Genomic DNA, 19,210 nt, shown 5'->3' with positions numbered 1-19,210 from the left:
ACAGCGTGCCGAATACGGTCCGACGTAAGGCTTCCGACGAAGAAAGTCACAGGCTCTGAGGAGCTGCGCGGAGCGTGGCGTCTCGAAGGATGGGTTACACACGAGATCGCTGGGAAAGCGGTGTCGCAGCACCTGCCACGCTGCCGACGACGCGCGGTTTACCGCGCGCTATTCGAGACGCGGCCCTGCGGGCCGCTCCTCAGCGTGAGGTCCCTTTGCAAGTTAGCGCCAATGAGCGGCGCGCTCCCAGCAATGAGCGGCCGCGCGCCGCGACGTCACTCCCCGTCGCCTGTGGCGTGAGAGGGTCGATCCAGCACCTTGCTCTCGGCCACCGGTGTCTTCCTCGCCGGCGTCAGCAGGCGGAAGAACAGCGGCACGAAAAGGATGGCGACGAACGTCGCGGCCAGCATGCCGCCGATCACGCCGGTGCCGATCGAATGGCGGCTGGCCGAGCCGGCGCCGGTGCTGATGGCGAGCGGCAGCACGCCCAGCACGAAGGCGAGCGAGGTCATGACGATCGGGCGGAAGCGCAGGCGCGCGGCCTCGATGGCGGCGTCGTAGACCGACAGGCCCTGGCGATGGCGCTGGGCGGCGAACTCGATGATCAGGATGGCGTTCTTGGCCGCGAGGCCGATCAGGGTGACCAGGCCGATCTGGAAATAGACGTCGTTGTCGAGGCCGCGCCACCAGATGGCGAGCAGCGCGCCCAGCACGGCGAACGGCACCGCGGTCAGCACGGCGAGCGGCAGCGACCAGCGCTCGTACTGCGCCGCCAGGATCAGGAACACCATGACCAGGCCGAAGACGAAACCCAGCTGGCCGGAGCCCGCCGTGGCGAGCTCCTGATAGGCCGAGCCGATCCAGCCTATGGTGAAATCGTTGGACAGGGTCTTGGCGACGACGTCCTGCATGGCGGCGATCGCCTGGCCCGACGAGTAGCCCGGCGCCGGCCCGCCGATCACCTTGGCGGCCGGGAAGATGTTGAAGCGGTCGACGGCGTCGGGTCCGAGGATGCGGGTGAAGGTGACCAGCTCGCTCAGCGGCACCATGACATTGTTGTCGGAGCGCACGAAGACATGGCGCATGTCGTCCGGCTTCTCGCGGTAGTCGGCCTCCGACGACAGGCTGACGCGATAGGTTCGGCCGAACAGCGAGAAGTCGTTGACATAGAGGCTGCCGAACGAGCTCTGCATGGTGTCGAAGATGGCGTTGATGGGGATGCCGAGCGCGCGCGCCTTGTCGCGATCGACGTCGATGCGGTACTGCGGCACGGCCGTCGTGAAGGTGGTCTGCACACCGCGCAGCTCGGGCCGCTGGTTGGCCGCCGCCACCACCTTGCTGACCGCCTCGCCCAGGCCGGTGAGCGGGCCGCCGGAGCGATCCTGGAGGAAGAATTCGAAGCCGCCGGTGACGCTGATGCCGATGATCGGCGGCGGGTTGAAGCCGATGACGATGCCGTCCTTGAAGTTGGCGTTGATGCGGGCGAGCGCCGGCGCGAGGTTGCGCGCATCCTCGGCGGGATCCTTGCGCTCCGACCAGTCCTTCAGGGTCACGAACGAGATGCCGGAATTGGTCTTGAGCGCGCGCGACAGCAGGTCGAAACCCGAGAAGGTGACGACGTGGGCCACCGCGGGGTTCTTCATCAACGCCGCCGTCGCCTCCCTGGTGACCTCGCGGGTGCGCGAGATGGCGGCGGCCGGCGGCAGGACCGTCACCATGAAGACGTAGCCCTGGTCCTCGGCCGGCACGAGGCTGCCCGGGATGCGCTGGAACAGGGCCCAGGTCGAGCCCAGCACGACGACGAAGCCGGCAATACCCAGGAAGGCGTTGCGCAGCAGGAAGCCGACCCCCCCGGTGTAGGTCGAGGTCAGCCAGGCAAAGCCGCGATTGAAGACACGGAACGGCGCCAGCGGCGGGCCGTGCGCCGGCTTCAGGATCAGCGCCGCCAGCGCCGGCGTCAGGGTCAGCGCCACCACGCCCGAGATCACCACCGACACGGCGATGGTGACGGCGAACTGGCGGTAAAGCTCGCCGGCCAGGCCGCCGAGGAACGACACCGGGATGAACACCGCGCACAGCACCAGCACGATGGCGATGACCGGGCCGGTCACCTCCTGCATCGCCTGGATGGCGGCCTCGCGCGGTCCCTTGCCGGTGGTCGACATGATGCGCTCGACGTTCTCCAGCACGACGATGGCGTCGTCGACCACGATGCCGATCGCCAGCACCAGGCCGAACAGGGTCAGGAGATTGATCGAGAATCCCAGCAGGAACATGCCGGCGAAGGTGCCGATGATCGACACCGGGATGGCGATGACCGGGATGATCATCGCCCGCACGCTCTGCAGGAACAGGAACACCACCAGCACGACCAGCGCGATCGCCTCGACGAAGGTGATGGCCACTTCCTCGATCGAGACCTCGACGAAGCGCGTGGTGTCGAACGGGATGTCGTAGCGCAGACCGACGGGGAAGCGCTTGGAGATGCGCTCCATGGTCTCGCGCACCGAGGCGGCGACCGCGAGCGCGTTGGCGCCGGGCTGCAGGTAGACGGCGATCGGCACCGCCGGCGAGCCGTTGAAGGTGCCGGAGAAGCCGTAGAGCAGCGCCCCCAGCTCGACCCGCGCCACGTCCTTCAGCCGGAGCGCCCCGCCATTCTCCTCGGAGCGGATGATGATGTCCTCGAACTGCGTGCGATCGACGAGGCGCGGCGGCGTCGTCACCGAGTAGGTGAAGACCTGCGGGCTGTTCATCGGCTCCTCGCCGAAGCGGCCGGCGGCGAATTGCTGGTTCTGCTCGCGGATCACGGCGGCGACGTCGGCCGGGGTGAGATTGAACTGGGCGAGCTTGTCGGGCCGGAGCCAGATGCGCATCGAGTAGTCGGAGGCGCCGAACAGCGAGGCGTCGCCGACGCCGGGCAGGCGGCGGATCTCGTCGAGGATGTTCACCAGCGCGTAGTTGCTGATGTAGATCGTGTCGTAGCGGTTGTCCGGCGACGACATCGTGATCACCTGCAGGATCGACGTCGAGCGTTTCTGCACGACGATGCCCTGGCGCGCGACCTCGGCCGGCAACAACGGCAGGGCGCGCTGCACGCGGTTGTTGACGTTGATGGCGTTCTGGTCGGGATTGGTGCCGATCTCGAAGGTCACCGACAGGTTCATGGTGCCCGAGCCGGTCGAGGTCGACTGCATGTAGATCATGCGCTCGACGCCGTTGATCTGCTGCTCGAGCGGGGCCGCCACCGTCTGGGCGATGGTCTCGGCGGTGGCGCCGGGATAGCTGGCCGAGATGACCACCTCGGGCGGCACGATCTGGGGATACTGCGAAATCGGCAGTGCCCGCATGGCGACCAGGCCGGCCAGCACGATGACGATCGAGAGGACCGACGCGAAGACCGGCCGGTCGATGAAGAATTTCGAGATCACGGCTTGGCGCCCGCGGCCGGTTGCCCCGCGGCCGGTTGCCCCGCTGCCGGCTGCCCCGCTCCCTTCGCCTCGGCAATCGGGACCGGCTTCACGACATTGCCCGGCCGCACGCGGATCACGCCGTCGACGACGATGCGGTCGCCCGCCTTGAGGCCCTTGCGCACGATGAAGCCGTTGTCGAGCTCGCGGAAGATGCGCACCTGGCGGGCGCGCGCCACCGAGTCGGGCTCGATCGCATAGACGAAGGCGCCGAGCGGGCCCTGCGAGATCGCGGCCTTGGGCACCACGATGGCATTCTGCAGCACGATGCCGGTCAGCTTCACGCGCACGAACTGGCCGGGCAGCAGGGCGCCGTCGCTGTTGGGGAACATGGCGCGGATCAGGATCGTGCCGGTGCGCGGATCGATGGTGCGCGAGCGCATGTCGATCTTGCCGAGCTGCGGATAGACAGCGCCGTCGCCGAACTGCAGCTCGACCTTGACGGTCTCCGGATCGAACAGCTCGTCGTGCGGCCGCTCGACCTCCTGAAGCTGGCGCATCTCGCCTTCGGTGAAGGTGAAGTTCACATAGGCCGGATCGAGCTGGGTGATCGTCGTCAGCACGGTCTGCTGCGCCTGGATCAGCGTGCCCTCGGGCGGCGAGACGAGGCTGGTCGGGCCGGTCACCGGCGCCTTGATGGTGGTGAACTCGAGATTGAGCTTCGCCGTCAGCACGTCGGCCTCGGTCGACTGGATCGCGGCACGCGCCTGGTCGCGGGCGGCGATGGCGTCCTCGAGGTTCTTCTGGGTCGAGACCTTCTGCGAGGCCAGGCCCTCGACGCGTTTATAGTTCTCCTCGGCCTGGGTCAGCGTCGCGCGCGCCTGGGCGGCCTGGGCGGTCGCCCGCGCCAGCGCCGCCTCGTAGGTGCGCGGGTCGATGCGGAACAGCACCTCGCCCGCCTTGACGATGGCGCCTTCCTGGAACTCGCGCCTCTGCAGCACGCCGCTCACCTGGGCGCGGATCTCGACGGCGCGAAAGCTCGAGACCCGGCCGGAAAACTCGAGCGGCAGCGGGACGTTGGCGGCCTGCAGCTCGACCACACCGACCTCGGGCGGCGGCGGTGCCTGCGGCGCCGCCTGCTTCGCCGGAGGCTGCTTCCACCACGCATAGCCGCCCGCGACGACCGCTACGAGAACGCATGTCACCGCGATACGCCAAATCCAGGCTCGCACGAGCACCCCTTCACGCATTGAGGCCGGGCCACGCTCGCTGCGGCCTTCCGGAAGGCCGCATGCCGGCTCAGGCCGTTCGCACACCGATACCATATATCCTATGACCGGTGGGCCGCCTCAAGGGCTGCCGCCGAAGCGTGCCCTCAGGCAAGGGGCAACGTCGCGCGCATAGCGCTCCAGGCTGGCGCTCATGTCGTCCGGCCGCATGCCGGGCGGCACTGCCCACGACACGATATCGGTCAGTCCATACTCTTCGATGAAGGCCGAGAGCTCGGCCACGCAGTGATCGACGGTGCCGACCACCCAGGTCTGGGGGATGCGCTCAGCCTCGGTGATGCCGGCGACGCCGCCATGCCCGCCCGCCGCCTCGCGGAATCGATTGTAGACTTCCATGCGCCGCCGCTCGGCGACGCGGACGGCGGCCCAATCGCGCTCGCGGTCATCGGTGACCAGGCACGAACGGATGATGCCGATACGGAACGAGCCCGGGTCGCGGCCGTCGGCGCGCACCTGCTTCGTCCAGGCGTCGAGCGACTGGGCGCGCGGCCCTTGCGGCAGCAGGTTGGCGCCGAAGCGCGCCGCCCTCTGCGCGCCGGGCTCGGCCATCGCCGCCACCCACAAAGGCGGCCCGCCGGGCTGCACGTAGCCCGGCGTGATGGTGACGTCCTGGAAGGAATAGCGCTTGCCCTCGAAGCTGAACTTCTCGCCGGTGAAGGCACGCTTCAGCACGGCGATCCCTTCGTCGGTCAGCGACACCCGGCGCGACACCGGCAGGCCGAAGCCGCGGAACTCGTGCGGTGCGTAACCCATGCCGACGCCGATCTCGACTCGCCCGCCGCTGATGTTGTCGAGCACTGCCAGATCCTCGGCCAAGCGGATCGGATGATTGAACGGCAGCAGGCAGACGTCGCAGGAGAAGCGCACGCGCTTGGTCCGCGCCGCCATCGCCGCGGCGACAGGAATCCACGACGGCAGGTAGCCGTCCTCGACGAAGTGATGCTCGGTGAACCACACGAGATCGAGCCCCAGCCCATCGAGCCACGCGACCTGATCCATGATCGCGGCGTAGAGTTGCTGGTGACCCATGCCGGACTCGGCCGGATTGCGGAAATCGTAGGCGACTCCCAGGCGCAGCGACGGCTTGCTCATCGGTCCCTATCCCTCCCTCGGGCCGCTTGGCTGCAGCCTTGTTCCTTCAAGCGCTTCCATGGAGCGCAACCATCCTGTGGCCACTATCGATAGCAGTCACAGAATGATCGATGGTGTGGCCATTCGGCAACAAGGCGGGCACGCGCTCCGGGTCGGCGTCGAGGTATCGCAACCGCCAGCGGATGATGCCGTTCTCGATCGTACGATTGATGACGAGGAGGAATCATGAAGCCGATCATCGTGGCTGCCATCGCTTTGACCGCGGCCCTGTCAGCGTGCAGCTACACCGAGACCCGCACGGTCCAGCCGGTCCCCGCGACGGCTGCTGTCGTGACCCCGGCGCCCGCCGTCAGCGCGACGACCTACACCACCCCTCAGACCACGACGACGGTCTACTCGCGCTGACGCTAGCGAGGCCTCTTCTGGACCGCGGGCGTCCTGCTCGCTCGCGCTCACGGGCGGGCGGGACGCCCGCGGCCCAGAAGAGATCACGCCGGTAACAGCTTCAGCCGGCGCAGCAGCTCGCGTTCTTCCTCGAGCGTGCGCGCCATCGAGTCGCGATAGGCTGGGCCGTCCATCAGCAGCAGCGGCTGATCCATGTTGTCGAGAAACTTGAGATGCTCCGGCGATTCCGCTGCGGCGCGGAAGGCGTCGGCGAGAACGGCAACCACGGCGGGATCCATGTTGCGCGGACCGATCAGCCCGCCGGGACTGTCGACGACGATGTCCATGCCGAGCTCGCGCACCGTCGGCACCTCGGGAAAGCGCTTGGCCCGCTCGCCCGTGAAGACCGCGAGGAGGCGCAGCTTGCCGGCCGCGACCATCGGCGCCCAGCCCGACGCTTCCGACGCGAAGTCGATCTCGCCGCCCAGCAGGGCGCGCAAGGTGTCGGCCGTGCCGCGGTAGGGCGCGTGGGTCCAGGCGAGCCCCTTCGCCATGCCCACCCGCTCCATCGCCAGGTGCTGCGTGGATCCGATGCCGAGCGTGCCGTAGTTCAGCTTGCCCGGATTGGCCTTGGCGTAGTCGAGCAGCTCGGGCAGCGTGCGCCATGGCGCTTCGGTGCGCACCACCACGCCCATCACGAAGCCGGTGATCTGCAGGATGTAGGTCAGGTCCTTGATCGGATGGTAGGGCAGCTGCGGATTGAGCAGCGGCTGGCGCAGCACGCTCATGTGCATCTGCGAGACGACGTAGCCGTCCGGCTTGGCCTCCTGCAGGGCGATGGCGCCGAGCACGCCGGACGCGCCTGCCTTGTTCTCGACCACGACCGGCTGGCCGAGCTTCTTGGCGGAGGCTTCGGCGAGGATGCGGAAGCCGCCATCGGCCGGCCCGCCTGCCGCCCACGGCACGATCAGCCGGATCGGCCGCTCTGGGAAGCGCGCCTGCGCGCGCGCGCCAACCGACGATGCAAGAGTCAGCACCATTCCTCCGATCAATGATGCCCGCCGCGTGACTCCACTCATGGCTTGGAACTCCTTTGCGCCGCACCTTGACCTTGCGCGTTGCCACAGGCAAGCCAGCGTCCCGCACGGCAATCCGGCACCGGGGGCAGGGCACTCGCATCTGGGCGCTCTCTCGTCCTCCTCCCCAACTCTGTTGGGGAGGTGTCGCCGTCTAAGGGCTTTTGGCCGCTCTGCGGCCAAAATGCCTAGGCGACGGAGGGGTCATGAGCAGCGGGACTGAAGCTCATGACCCCTCCGCCCCGTTGACGGGGCACCTCCCCAGCGAAGCTGGGGAGGACAATGAAAGGCGCGGCGCAATTGCGGGATGTGGCGTCCGAAGCGCGTCCCCAATCCACTCGCAGCGTGCCTTGCCGGTCTCGGCTTCAACGCGGCAACACACACGGAACAGCCTGCCGGCCATGCCGCCGGTAGATGCGGAAATCACTGTCGGTGGTCAGCAGCACAGGATCGTTCAGCGTCTCCGTCATGCGGACAAGGCAGGCATCCGCGAAACTCATCGGCACGTCGGCATATTTCTCCAAGAGCCCGAGTACGGCGTTCATGTCGTCGGCGAAACGAAAGCCGCAGACGAGAGCGCCGCGGTGAAGCAGTGACGTCAGGCTCGCGGTCCCGCGCCTACCGAGCAGATGCGAAGCCTCCGACAGCACCGCTTCGCAAGTCGTCCAAGGGGGAGGCAAGCGTGGCGCTTGCGCGGCAGCCCAGCGATGATTGGCATCGCGGCGACTGAGCAGCGCCACCAGGAACCCAGCGTCAACGAGCGCGCTTTTGACCATATCCCGTCGACTTCAGGTACTTTTTCGTCCGCGCGCTCAGATCGCGCGGCAGCCCTTCGACCGAACCGACGACGTCGGCGATGGCATCGAGCAGAGCCGGTTGGCGAGATTCGCCGGTTGCAGTCAGCCGCTCACGCACCACGTCGGACTTCGACAGCTTGCGCCGGCGCGACTCGGCTTCGAGCTGGGCGACCAACGCCTCGGGCAGTCGAACCGTCAACGTCTTCATGGCACGATCGTATTACGCGCCGGGCACATCCGCAATACATCGCGCCTGCGCATGCTTCCCGGCAAGGCGGGACGTCCGAGGCCCAGAAGACGACACCGACCTTCGGGATGGCACGCCCCGACCTCAAGTGCCGGGCATGCCATTCAACGCCAGCACTGCTTCCGTTGCCGCAACGGCACGCCGCTCGATCTCCCGTATGTCGGGCGCGCGCACGACGCCCAGCAGGAGACGCTGCATGAGATCGCTCCACAGCAGGGAGAAGAACTGGCCGCCCATGCGGTAGGGATCGCCGGGCCGGAGAAGTCCGGCCGACTGCGCCCGCCGGAACAGGTCGGCGAGAGCCTCGCGATGCGGCTCACGTCCCTACCTTCGAGGCACACGAGCGGGCGCCTGCCCCGTTCGACACCTGGATCGCCGTCTCCAACGGCGTCGATTTCCAGCATCTGCAGACACTGCACGGGTTGCCGGCAATCGCCGTGCCCGACGAGCTGCAGGTCGATGCGAGCGGCATCGAGTTCGAGAGCGGCGTCCAGCATGGCCGCATCAGCGGTACCAACGTGTTCGCCCAGCACCTCCATATCGCCGGCCAGGACATGTACATGCTGTTCAGCGGCGCGCCGGTCGAGCCGGGCTGGTCGCGCGGCCATTTCGTGGTCGGGGTGCCCAAGGGCGAGGAAGCGCGGCTGCCCGCGGTGCGACAGATGGTGGATCGGCTGAACGGCGAGGACCTCCCGGTGCTCAGCACGATCCGCTTCCGCCGTGGCCTGCTGACTGCTTCCGATCGTCACCTGGCGCGCTACTTCCGCTACGTCGAGGAGTTCCCCTGCTTCCTGCCGCCCGACCGGTAGCCGGCGCCGCGATAGCCGGGTGCCTCCTCCGGGGCGGGCAACGCTGACCGGCCGCGCCCGGGGTCGTCCTTCCCGCACGCCTCGTGCTAGGCTCGCCGCAACACTCCCGATCCGGGAGGCAAGCGGAGGAAGGGCCAGCCATGAACGCCAGCATGAGCCTGTCGCAGCGCGCCGATGCGCTCGAAGCCAAGATGTCCGAGGAGCTCGACTACATCGTCATCAAGTCGCGCCTCTACACGATGGCCGATGGCGACATGAGCCCGCCACCCAATGCCGGCCTGTTGATGAAGCAGCATCCCAAGGCGCGGGTGCTGATGGGCGACGATCCACGCCTGCCGGCGATGCCGGAGAAGCCGACCCTGATCGACTTCTTCAAGTACCGCTTCGGCCCCAGCATGCACCTGCTGCAGAGCGCCCGGCACGCCGTGACGGCCGGCCTGCCCGAGAAGATGGTTCTGGCCTGCCTGCTGCACGACATCTCGACCATCGGCTTCATCCGCGGCGACCACGGCTACTGGGGCGCCCAGCTGGTCGAGCCCTATGTCGACGAGGAGATCACCTGGGCGATCCGCGCCCACCAGGTGCTGCGCTTCTATCCCGACGATTCGGTGGGCTACGAGTACCCGCAATCCTACGTGACCGCGTTCGGCGCCGACTACCGCCCCGACCCCTATGTCGAGGAGGACTACAAGCGGATGCGCGATCATAAATGGTACATGACGGGCCGGCAGATCACCCTGCACGACATCTACTCGTTCGATCCCAACCTGCATGTCGAGCTGGAAGAGTTCACCGACGTCATCGGCCGCCACTTCCGGCAGCCCGAGCAGGGGCTGGGCTTCGACAACAGCCCGGTCGCCCACATGTGGCGGGCGATGATCCGGCCGGCGAAGTATCTGTAGGGACACGCCGACATGAATGCGCTCGTCATCGTCACGAGAACAAGGGAGTCACGATCATGACGACCATCGATTCCTTCCGCAGCAGCATCTCGGCCGACGCGCCTCCGACGGATGTCAGCCCGGCCCTCCAGGCCCTGTGGTGGCTGCTGCGCGGCGACTGGGACCGCGCCCACCAGTGCGTGCAGCAGCACGAGGACGATGACGACTGCAACTGGGTCCATGCCCACCTGCATCGCCAGGAAGGCGACATGCGCAACGCCGGCGGCTGGTACCAGCGCGCGCGCCACCCGATGCCGACCGACGTCTCGCTGCAGGACGAGTGGAGCACCATCACGACCAAGCTGCTGTCGAGGCAGTAACTTTGCTTCCTCTCCAGCTTCGCCCGGGAGGTGTTGGCGTCTTCGCCGCCGGAGGGGTCATGAGCCATGAGCATGAATCGTGAAACCATGATTCATGGCCCATGCCCCCTCCGTCGCGTATGACGCGACACCTCCCCAGCGCAGCTGGGGAGGAGGTTGACGAGAAAGGACAAGCCCATGGCCGGAGATGCCGTTACCCCCTCGCTGCGGTCCGCCGCGACCGCGCCCTCTCCCGTCGTCGAGACCGCCTCCGGCAAGGTGGTGGGCGTCACCGACAAGGGCGTGCACATCTTCAAGGGCATCCCCTACGGCGCCTCGACAGCCGGCGCCAATCGCTTCATGCCGCCCCGCAAGCCGGAGCCCTGGACGGGGGTCCGCGAGGCCGTCACCTATGCCGGGCGCTCGCCGCAGGCACCAGCCGCGCCGCAGCGGCCCGAGCTCGCGACGGTGTGGGGGCCGGTCGACACGCTGCCGGTCGGCGAGGATTGCCTGACCCTGCATGTCTGGACGCCCGGCCTCGACAGCGGCAAGCGGCCGGTGATGGTCTGGCTGCACGGCGGCGCGTTCTCCTACGGCTCGGCCAACGCCCCGCGCTACGACAGCACCAACCTGGCGCGGCGCCAGGACGTCGTGGTCTTCGCGGTCAATCACCGCCTCAACATCTTCGGCCATCTCGACCTGTCGAGCCTGGGCGACGAACGCTTCGCCCGGTCCGGCAACGCCGGCGTGCTCGATCTCGTGTTGGCGCTGAAGTGGGTTCGAGAGCATGCGGCGCGCTTCGGCGGCGATCCGGGAAACGTCACGATCTTCGGCCAGTCGGGCGGCGGCGGAAAATCCTGCGCGCTGCTCGCCATGCCCGAGGCGAAAGGCCTGTTCCACAAGGCCATCGTGCAGAGCGGCGCCAGCGTGCGCTTCGCCGAGCCCGAGCGCACCGCTCGGCTTGCCCACGCGGTGCTGAAGCATCTCGGGTTGCGACCGGACCAGCTCGCGGCGCTGCAGGCCCTGCCGCTCGCCCGCCTGCAAGAGGCCGTGGCGCCGGCGCAGCAGACGTTGCCGCGGCCCCGGCTGCCACTGCTCGATCGCTACAATTTCGGGCCGGTGATCGACGGCACGGTGCTGCCGGCGCACCCCTTCGATCCGGCGGCCCCGGCGATCTCGGACGATGTGCCGATCATGGTCGGTGGCACCAAGGACGAGACCGCGATCTTCTTCGCGCCCGACGACAAGGTGTGGAACCGCACGATCACCGAGGAGGAGCTGCGCACCCGCGTCGCGGCGGTGGCGGGCGGCGCGGCGGAGACGCTGCTCGCCTACTACAAGCGGCGCGACCCCGACGCGAGCCCGACCGACCGCCTGATCACCGCCCTCACCATGTCGAACTTCCACGTGCGCGAGCTGATGCTGGCCGGCGCCAAGGCGGCGCGCGGCCAGGCGCCGGTGTGGATGTACAGCCTCGACTGGGAGACGCCGGCGTTCGGCGGCCGACTGAAGTCGCCGCACTCGGTCGACGTGCCGTTCGTGTTCGACACGCTGCACGTGATCGGCGCGTCCCATCGCCGGCCCGGCGACCAGGCGCTGGCCGATCGCGTGTCGGCGACCTGGGCCACCTTCGCACGCACCGGCAGGCCCGACAACGCCGCGCTGCCGGCATGGCCCGCCTACACGGCGGCGACGCGGCCGACGATGATCCTCGACGACGTCTGCAAGGTGGTCGACGACCTCGACGGCGAGGTGCGCGAGTTGTGGCTCGAGGTCGCGAGCGGAAAGCTCTGAGTCTCCTCCCCACGAAGTGGCCGTCATGCGGCGACAGAGGGGTCGGAGGCCTCCTCACGTGACTCATGACCCCTCCGTCCGCGATTACGCGGACACCTCCCCAGCTTCGCTGGGGAGGCGGGGAACATCTCACTCCTTCACCGCACCCGTGAGGGACGAGACGTAGTAGTCGACGAAGAACGAGTAGAAGATCGCCACCGGCAGCGAGCCCAGCAGGGAGCCCGCCATCAACGCGCCCCACTGGTAGACGTCGCCCGACACCAGCTCGGTCAGGATGGCGACCGGCACGGTCTTCTTCTCGCTGCTCTGGATGAAGGCCAGCGAGTAGATGAACTCGTTCCATGACAGGGTGAAGGAGAAGATGCCGGCCGAGATCAGTCCCGGCACGGCGAGCGGCAGGGTGATGCGGCGCAGGATCTGCAGGCGCGTGGCGCCGTCGATCAGGGCGCATTCCTCGAGCTCGTAGGGGATCGACTTGAAGTAGCCGATCAGCAGCCAGGTGCAGAACGGCACCAGGAAAGTCGGGTAGGTCAGGATCAGCGCCAGCGGCGTGTCGAACAGGCCGAGCTGGTAGACCGTGGTGGCCAGCGGAATGAACAGGATCGACGGCGGCACCAGGTAGGCGAGATAGATGCCGAGGCCGACATACTGGCTGCCCCGGAAGCGCAGGCGCTGGATGGCGTAGGCCGCCAGCACGCTCGACAGCAGCGACAGGAAGGTGGCGCACACCGCCACCCCCATGGTCGTCAGCAGCCACCGCGGATAGGACGTGGCGAACAGCAGCTTGTAGACGTGATCGAGCGTCGGGCTGCCGATCAGGAACGGATTGTAGGTCTTGTAGTCGTACAGCTCGGCGTTCGGTTTGAACGACGTGATGGTCATCCAATAGAATGGGAACAGCAGGATGATGACGAAGCAGGCAAGCGGCAGGTAGATCGTCACCATGCGCCGGGCGCGGCTGTCCCATGCCATCTGCTCAGGGACCACCGTGGCGGTCGACTGGGTCTGGTTGGCGGGAGTGTCAGTCATTGGCCTCTCCCTGCTGCCACTTGCGGCGCGCCAGCGCGAAGTAGCTGAACAGCGTGGCGAAGACGAGGAACGGGATCATCGAGACGGCGATCGCCGCGCCCTCGCCCAGCTCGCCGCCGGCGATGCCGCGCTGGAAGGCCAGCGTCGCCATCAGGTGGGTCGAGTTGACCGGCCCGCCGCGGGTGATGGCGTAGACCAGCTGGAAGTCGGTGAAGGTGAAGATGATCGAGAACGTCATGACGATCGCGAGGATCGGCAGCAGCAGCGGGAAGGTGATGTAGCGGAAGCGCTGCCACGCCGTGGAGCCGTCGAGCAGCGCCGCCTCGTAGAGCGACGGCGAGATGGTCTGCAGGCCGGCCAGCAGCGAGATCGCCACGAACGGGATGCCGCGCCAGATGTTGGCGGCGATCAGCGACCAGCGCGCCGGCCAGGTCGTGCTGAGGAAGTCGAAATTCTCGCTGCGGATATGCAGCACGTCGACCGCGAGGTAGGACAGGATCGAGAATTGCGGATCGTAGATCCACCAGAAGGCGATGGCCGACAGCACCGTCGGCACGATCCACGGCAGCAGGATGATGGCGCGCAGCAGGCTCTTGAAGGGCACGTGGTTGTTGAGCAGCAGCGCCAGCCACAGGCCGAGGGCGAATTTTCCGAAGGTCGCCACGCCGGTGTAGAACACGCTGTAGAACACCGCTTTCCAGAACAGCGGGTCCTCGAGCAGGTACTCGAAATTCTCCAGCCCGATCCATTGGCCGGTGCGGCCGATCTTGGTGTCGGTGAAGGCGAGCCATACGCCGAGCCCCAGCGGATAGGTCAGGAACACGGTGAGCAGGCCGCCGGCCGGCACCAGGCAGAGGAAGATCAGGAACGGCTTGTAGTCGAACACCCGCATCAGCCAGCCGGGCTGCGGCCGGGTGCGGGTCCAGTCGGAAACGGTGGCGACGGTCATCTGGCCTCCGGAGGCTCATCTCATGCTTCCTCCCCAGCGAAGCTGGGGAGGTGTCGCCGTCTTACGGCGACGGAGGGGTCATGAGCATCGTGACTGTCGCCCTTGACCCCTCCGTCCGCATCGGCTTTTGGCCGCAGAGCGGCCAAACGCCTTTAGACGCGGACACCTCCCCAGCGAAGCTGGGGAGGATGGGAGTCAGCGGTAATACCGCCGGGTGCGGCGCTCGGCCTCCTTCGCGGCGTCTTCCGGCGTCGCCTGGCCGGAGGCCACCGAGGCGCACATCTGCACCAGGATGTACTCGGCGGCGACGGTGCCGGCGGCCTGGGTGATCGGGCCCTTGTAGCCGGTCCAGAACTGGTTGTTCATGCCCTCGCGATAGACCGCGAGCTTGGGGTCGCTGTCCCATACCTTGCTCGAATTGTAGGCCTTGAGCGGATGCGCCCAGTAGCCCAGGCAGCCGGTCAGCCAGGCGTCGTACTGCTCGGCCTCCATCATGTAGGTCAGGTAGGCCTTGGCCGCGTTCTGAAACTTGGAATGCTTGAACAGCATGGCATTCAGCACCAGCGCCGACTGCGGCTGCTTGTCGATGGCGCCTTTCATGAGCGGCGCATGGTCGGTGTCGTCGGCGATCGCCCTGGTCGCCGGATCGTTCTTCAGCGCGAAGTAGAGCGACACGCCGTTGGCGGTCAGGAACAGCTCGTTGGCGGCGAAGGCGCGGTTGTTGCTGACGTCGCCCCACGACATCGTGCCCGGCACGAAGGTCGGATAGAGCTCCTTGAGGTACTTCAGCGCCGCGACCGTCTCCTTGCTGTTGATCGCCACCTTGCCGCCTTCGTCGACCAGGAAGCCGCCATGCGACCAGATCAGCCAGTTGGCGAAGCCGTTGCCGTCGCCGACCGCGTTGCCGAGCGCGAAGCCCGCCGGCTTGTTGATCTTCTTCAGGCCCTGGCAGAGCTTGAGGAAATCGGCATGGCTCGACGGCACCGTATCGAAGCCGGCTTCCTTGACCGCCGACTTGCGATAGACGATCGGGCCTGTCGAGCCGCCGAACGGCATGCCGATCCAGTTGTTGGTGCCGGCCTTCTTGCCGTACTTCTCGGCCAGGAACATCCACCCGCCGTACTTCTTGCCGAGATATTCTGCGACGTCGCTGACCTCCGACACCTTGTCGGCATAGACATGCGGATCCTCGGCCCAGCCCAGGATGATGTCGGGACCGGCGCCGGTGTTGGCCGACACGGCGGCCTGCTGGCGCAGATCTTCCCAGCCGACGAAATCGACGCGCACCTCGATGCCGGTGTCCTTGGTGAACTTGGCGGTGTTGGCGCGGAAGATCACCTCGTCGGGCTCGACGAAGCGGGCCGGCCGCAGGATGCGCAAGGCAGCGCCCTTCTCCGGCTCGAACCTGGGCGCCGGCACGTCGGCCTTGGGAATGGTCTGGCCGGTCGCCTGCCGGGCCAACGCCATCGCTGCCGCCGCGGCGCCCGCGGCCATCGCCTCGCGCCGCCTGATAATGAACACCATCTTGAGCTTCCTCCTTGACTCTACCTGACCACTACTCCCCGAACTCACATCCGCAGGCCGGACTGCTGATCGAACAGATGCACCAGCGCCGGGTCGGGCATCACCGGCAGGATCTCGCCGGGCTTGGCCGACACACGCTCGCGGAAGGCGCCGATCATCGACTGGCTGCCGACCTTCATCAGCACCTGGGTCTCCGAGCCGGTCGGCTCGACGACCTGCACGGTGGCGCGGATGCCGGCGCTGTCGAGCCGCAGATGCTCGGGCCGCACGCCGTAGATCGCCGGGCCGTCCTTGGGCCGTGCGCCGTTAGCGGGCAGCGGCCACACCGTGCCGTCGTCGGTCTTGAGCGCGCCGCCGCTCACCGTGCCCTTCAGCATGTTCATCGCGGGCGAGCCGATGAAGCCCGCGACGAACAGGTTGGTCGGCCTGTCGTAGAGATCGAGCGGGCGGCCGGCCTGCTCGATGTTGCCGTTGTTCATCACCACGATCTTGTCAGCCATGGTCATGGCCTCGATCTGGTCGTGGGTGACGTAGACGGTGGTGACCTTGAGGCGCTGGTGCAGCTCCTTGATCTCCGAGCGCATCTGCACGCGCAGCTTGGCGTCGAGATTGCTGAGCGGCTCGTCGAACAGGAAGACCTGCGGGTTGCGCACGATGGCGCGGCCCATGGCGACGCGCTGGCGCTGGCCGCCCGAGAGCTGGCGCGGAAAACGATGGAGCAGCTGCTCGAGGCCGAGGATCTTGGCGGCGCGCGCCACCTCCTGGTCCATCACCGACTTGGGTGCGTTCGCGAGCTTCAGCGAGAACGCCATGTTGTCGTAGACCGTCATGTGCGGGTAGAGCGCGTAGTTCTGGAACACCATCGCGATGTCGCGATCCTTGGGCGGCACCGCATTGACGACCCGGCCGCCGATCGCGATCTCGCCCGAGGTGATGTTCTCGAGGCCGGCCAGCATGCGCAGCAAGGTCGACTTGCCGCAGCCCGAGGGACCGACCAGGACGACGAACTCGCCGTCTGCAATATCCACGCTTACGCCGTGCAAAACCTCGACCGGCCCGAACGCCTTCCGCACGTTGCGGATATCGACCGTTGCCATACGCCTACTTCCTCCCACGCACGCCAAGCCACGCGACTCGCTGCACCACACGCTCGTCGGGGCGTACATAACAGCAAGTGCAAGGGCGTGCTGACGAATCTGTACGAGTTTTGCGGCAACGATCGCCTGTCGGAAGGACTCCACTCGAGGTGGAGAAACATGGAATGTAGCTTACGCTGCCATCGCCCTGTCGAGCTCGACCGCGCCGGCGCGCAGGCGCGGGATCAGCTCGCGGCCGAACTCGATCGTGTCCTCGTACGGATCGAAGCCGCGAACCAGGAACGAATGGACGCCGAGCTTGTAGTACTCGAGCAGAGCATCGGCGACCTGCTCGGCGGTGCCGACCAGGCACGAGGTGTTGCCGGTCGCGCCGGTCGCCTCGGCGATCGGCATCCACAGCCGCGCATCATGCGTCTCGCCCTGCGCGGCGAAATCGAGCAGGCGGCGCGCCGACTGATCGAGCGGCACCTTGTTGTTGCCGAAGCCCGTCGGGTCGGCCGGCTTCTTGATGGCCGACAGGATCCGCCGCGCGCGGTCCCACGCCTCCCCTTCGGTCGCGCCCAGGATCGGCCGGAACGAGATGTTGAAGGTGGGCGTGCGTGCGAATCTCGCCGCCCTGCTGCGGAACTCGGCGATGCGCTGGGCAGTGGCGGCGAGCGGCTCGCCGAACATCGCGAACACGTCGCAGTGCTCGGCGCCCATCGCCAGCGCGCCTTCCGACGAGCCGCCGAAGAACAGCGGCGGGTGCGGCTTCTGCAGGGGCTGGACGTCGGAGCGCGCGCCGCGCAGGCGATAGAACTCGCCCTCGAAGTCGAAGCGCCTGTCGCTCGTCCACACACGCTTCATCACCTCGATGTACTCGGCGGCGCGGCGGTAGCGCACTTCCTTGGGGGCGAAATCGCCTTCGTTCTCCTGCTCGGCATCGCTGGCGCCCGAGATGATGTGGATCGCGACGCGTCCGCCGGTGAGCTGATCGAAGGTGGCGATCTTGCGCGCCGCCAGCGTCGGCGCGACGAACCCCGGACGATGGGCGATGAGGAAACCCAGCCGTTCGGTGTGCTGCGCGGCGTATTGGGCGACGAGGAAACCCTCGGCCGACGAGGCGGTGTAGCCGACCAGCGCCAGGTCGAAGCCGGCCTGGTCGTGCGCCTGGGCGAAGGAACGCAGGTAAGCGGGCGAGAGTCCGCCGCGGATGACGTGGACGGTGGCGCCGTCGCTGGGCGGCGTGACACCGATCATTCCGATCACCCGCACCGGCATGGTTTCCTCCGTCTTTGCGGCCTGCAGCGCGCGATGCTAATCCGAATCCGCCGACGAAAGTAGCGCTAGCCTCGGGGCTGGGCGCCGGCGCCGCCAACAGCGCCGAATCGGGCAGCCTCGCTCGGGATGACGGCCTTTCCGCGATATCCGGATACCGCGGCCAGCATACGGGAGGTCTCGTGAAACACCTGCTCCTGCAAATCGACCTGATCCTGCCGATCGCCCGGCTCCCGCCGATCTCCCTGGGCCTGGCGATCGCCGGCATGTCGCTCGGCGCGCCGGTGACCGCATCCGCGCAAGTCAAGGACGACAAGGCCTATTGTGCCGAGCTCTCCTCGATGTATCGGCGCTATGTCCAGAACTCGCCGGGCCGGCGCTTCGACGTCGAGGCCGGGTACGCCCTGGAGAACTGCCAGAAGGGCAACACGGCCGCGGCCATCCCCGTCCTCGAAAAGAAGCTGGAAGCCTCGGGCTTCTCGCTGCCCAAGGAATTCAAGCCCTAGACGGGGCCGCGGCTACTCCCTCACCTTGATGGCGTCCCAGATGAATTGGACTTCCTGGACCGGCACCGGCGTCGCCGATTGGCGGCAGAAGGTGGCGCCGAGGGTCCAGTTGTTCGCCGGGCTGTTGCGCACGAAGCCGATGCACTGGCGATTGCCCTTCTGGAAGGTGACGTAGCGTTCGCCGCTCGGGCTCGTCGACACCGCCCAATTGGTGCCGCCGCCGGAGACATGCTTCAGGGCGTCGGCGGTGCGCACCCAATCGATCAGGGCAGAGTTCGACGTCACCGGGCTCATGCCGCCGACGCCATGCGCCGCAACCAGCCGGTAATAGCCGATGGCGAACTCGCTCCTGGTGTCGGTGTAGGTCAGGCGCCAGCTCTGGATATTGCCGATCCGGAACGTGCGGACGTTGGACACCCAGCATTGGCTGAACGGCACGCCATAGACCGGCGCGGTCGTACAGGGGATCTCCTGGTTGAAGTTCCAGTCGTCCGCCCCAGCCGGCGCGGCACTTGACAGGCCGGCCAACAGGACCAACACCGCCGCCGCGAGGCGTCGGGCAGCCCTGGACAGCGCAGGCGGACCATCCGCGTCGACCTGTCGACGCTCGAGTTCATGACGCCTCACGTTCGCGCTCTCCCACTCACCGTCATCGGCACGGGACGATTCCACAGATCGCGGGCGTCAGCAATCGCACCCCGCCACGCATCGGC

At 67.4% G+C, this 19,210-nt stretch carries 18 protein-coding genes and 1 pseudogene; 6 read left to right on the top strand and 13 right to left on the bottom strand.

Going from position 1 to position 19,210, the window contains the following annotated elements:
- Nucleotides 1-275: 275 nt before the first annotated feature.
- The 3 genes from ACILR9_RS22865 to ACILR9_RS22855 form a co-directional block, all read right to left on the bottom strand.
- On the bottom strand, nt 276-3,425 hold the full coding sequence (locus tag ACILR9_RS22865) for an efflux RND transporter permease subunit (RefSeq protein ID WP_395712297.1): 3,150 nt from the start codon (nt 3,423-3,425) through the stop codon (nt 276-278).
- Nucleotides 3,425-4,612 (bottom strand): efflux RND transporter periplasmic adaptor subunit, encoded by a 1,188-nt coding sequence (locus tag ACILR9_RS22860; protein WP_395712270.1) that lies wholly within the window; start codon nt 4,610-4,612, stop codon nt 3,425-3,427. Before ACILR9_RS22860 ends, ACILR9_RS22865 begins: the two co-directional genes overlap by 1 nt.
- Before the next feature lie 144 nt (nt 4,613-4,756).
- Nucleotides 4,757-5,788 (bottom strand): LLM class flavin-dependent oxidoreductase, encoded by a 1,032-nt coding sequence (locus ACILR9_RS22855; RefSeq protein WP_395712269.1) that lies wholly within the window; start codon nt 5,786-5,788, stop codon nt 4,757-4,759.
- Between the two features lie 225 nt (nt 5,789-6,013).
- Between ACILR9_RS22855 and ACILR9_RS22850 the strand changes: the two genes are divergently transcribed.
- The gene (locus tag ACILR9_RS22850; protein WP_395712268.1) at nt 6,014-6,193 is read left to right on the top strand and encodes a hypothetical protein; all 180 of its coding nucleotides are present in this window, start codon (nt 6,014-6,016) and stop codon (nt 6,191-6,193) included.
- Between the two features lie 83 nt (nt 6,194-6,276).
- Here the strand turns inward: ACILR9_RS22850 and ACILR9_RS22845 are convergent, their stop codons facing one another.
- The 4 genes and pseudogenes from ACILR9_RS22845 to ACILR9_RS22830 all read right to left on the bottom strand — a co-directional run.
- Nucleotides 6,277-7,251 carry a Bug family tripartite tricarboxylate transporter substrate binding protein gene (locus tag ACILR9_RS22845; RefSeq protein ID WP_395712267.1) on the bottom strand — a complete coding sequence of 325 codons (975 nt, stop codon included), beginning with the start codon at nt 7,249-7,251 and terminating at the stop codon, nt 6,277-6,279.
- Between the two features lie 362 nt (nt 7,252-7,613).
- On the bottom strand, nt 7,614-8,024 hold the full coding sequence (locus ACILR9_RS22840; RefSeq protein ID WP_395712266.1) for a type II toxin-antitoxin system VapC family toxin: 411 nt from the start codon (nt 8,022-8,024) through the stop codon (nt 7,614-7,616).
- On the bottom strand, nt 8,002-8,253 hold the full coding sequence (locus ACILR9_RS22835) for a ribbon-helix-helix protein, CopG family (RefSeq protein WP_395712265.1): 252 nt from the start codon (nt 8,251-8,253) through the stop codon (nt 8,002-8,004). The genes ACILR9_RS22840 and ACILR9_RS22835 overlap by 23 nt, the downstream gene beginning before the upstream one ends.
- 123 nt (nt 8,254-8,376) lie before the next feature.
- Nucleotides 8,377-8,601: pseudogene (locus ACILR9_RS22830) on the bottom strand (TetR/AcrR family transcriptional regulator C-terminal domain-containing protein); the annotation flags it as partial.
- Between the two features lie 113 nt (nt 8,602-8,714).
- Here ACILR9_RS22830 and ACILR9_RS22825 point away from each other — a divergent pair.
- The 4 genes from ACILR9_RS22825 (at nt 8,715) to ACILR9_RS22810 (ending at nt 12,135) form a co-directional block, all read left to right on the top strand.
- A complete protein-coding gene (locus tag ACILR9_RS22825; protein ID WP_395712264.1) occupies nt 8,715-9,101 on the top strand; it encodes a hypothetical protein in 387 nt (128 codons plus the stop codon).
- Between the two features lie 140 nt (nt 9,102-9,241).
- Nucleotides 9,242-10,003 carry a hypothetical protein gene (locus tag ACILR9_RS22820; RefSeq protein ID WP_395712263.1) on the top strand — a complete coding sequence of 254 codons (762 nt, stop codon included), beginning with the start codon at nt 9,242-9,244 and terminating at the stop codon, nt 10,001-10,003.
- Between the two features lie 56 nt (nt 10,004-10,059).
- A complete protein-coding gene (locus tag ACILR9_RS22815) occupies nt 10,060-10,362 on the top strand; it encodes a hypothetical protein (protein WP_395712262.1) in 303 nt (100 codons plus the stop codon).
- 177 nt (nt 10,363-10,539) lie between these two features.
- Nucleotides 10,540-12,135 (top strand): carboxylesterase/lipase family protein, encoded by a 1,596-nt coding sequence (locus tag ACILR9_RS22810; protein ID WP_395712261.1) that lies wholly within the window; start codon nt 10,540-10,542, stop codon nt 12,133-12,135.
- Nucleotides 12,136-12,264: 129 nt separating this feature from the next.
- Here ACILR9_RS22810 and ACILR9_RS22805 read toward each other — a convergent pair whose 3' ends face one another.
- From ACILR9_RS22805 to ACILR9_RS22785, 5 genes are all read right to left on the bottom strand, one after another.
- Nucleotides 12,265-13,164 (bottom strand): carbohydrate ABC transporter permease, encoded by a 900-nt coding sequence (locus ACILR9_RS22805; protein ID WP_395712260.1) that lies wholly within the window; start codon nt 13,162-13,164, stop codon nt 12,265-12,267.
- Complete coding sequence (locus ACILR9_RS22800) at nt 13,157-14,113, bottom strand: carbohydrate ABC transporter permease (RefSeq protein ID WP_395712259.1); 957 nt, start codon at nt 14,111-14,113, stop codon at nt 13,157-13,159. Before ACILR9_RS22800 ends, ACILR9_RS22805 begins: the two co-directional genes overlap by 8 nt.
- Nucleotides 14,114-14,308: 195 nt before the next feature.
- A complete protein-coding gene (locus tag ACILR9_RS22795) occupies nt 14,309-15,637 on the bottom strand; it encodes an ABC transporter substrate-binding protein (RefSeq protein WP_395712258.1) in 1,329 nt (442 codons plus the stop codon).
- Nucleotides 15,638-15,681: 44 nt separating this feature from the next.
- Entirely contained in the window at nt 15,682-16,734 is a 1,053-nt protein-coding gene (locus ACILR9_RS22790; protein ID WP_395712257.1) for an ABC transporter ATP-binding protein, read from the bottom strand.
- Between the two features lie 171 nt (nt 16,735-16,905).
- Nucleotides 16,906-17,994, bottom strand: a complete 1,089-nt coding sequence (locus tag ACILR9_RS22785; RefSeq protein ID WP_395712256.1) for an LLM class flavin-dependent oxidoreductase — start codon at nt 17,992-17,994, stop codon at nt 16,906-16,908.
- Between the two features lie 179 nt (nt 17,995-18,173).
- Here ACILR9_RS22785 and ACILR9_RS22780 point away from each other — a divergent pair, with 179 nt between their 5' ends.
- Nucleotides 18,174-18,497: a hypothetical protein gene (locus ACILR9_RS22780; RefSeq protein ID WP_395712255.1), complete on the top strand. Its 324-nt coding sequence runs from the start codon at nt 18,174-18,176 to the stop codon at nt 18,495-18,497.
- 12 nt (nt 18,498-18,509) lie between these two features.
- Here the strand turns inward: ACILR9_RS22780 and ACILR9_RS22775 are convergent, their stop codons facing one another.
- Nucleotides 18,510-19,124: a hypothetical protein gene (locus ACILR9_RS22775; RefSeq protein WP_395712254.1), complete on the bottom strand. Its 615-nt coding sequence runs from the start codon at nt 19,122-19,124 to the stop codon at nt 18,510-18,512.
- Nucleotides 19,125-19,210 lie beyond the last annotated feature (86 nt).

This window comes from Reyranella sp. (genome assembly GCF_044224635.1).
Taxonomy (GTDB): Bacteria; Pseudomonadota; Alphaproteobacteria; order Reyranellales; family Reyranellaceae; genus Reyranella.
Note: the sequence above shows the minus strand (reverse complement) of the source record. Positions and strands in the feature narration are given on the sequence as shown.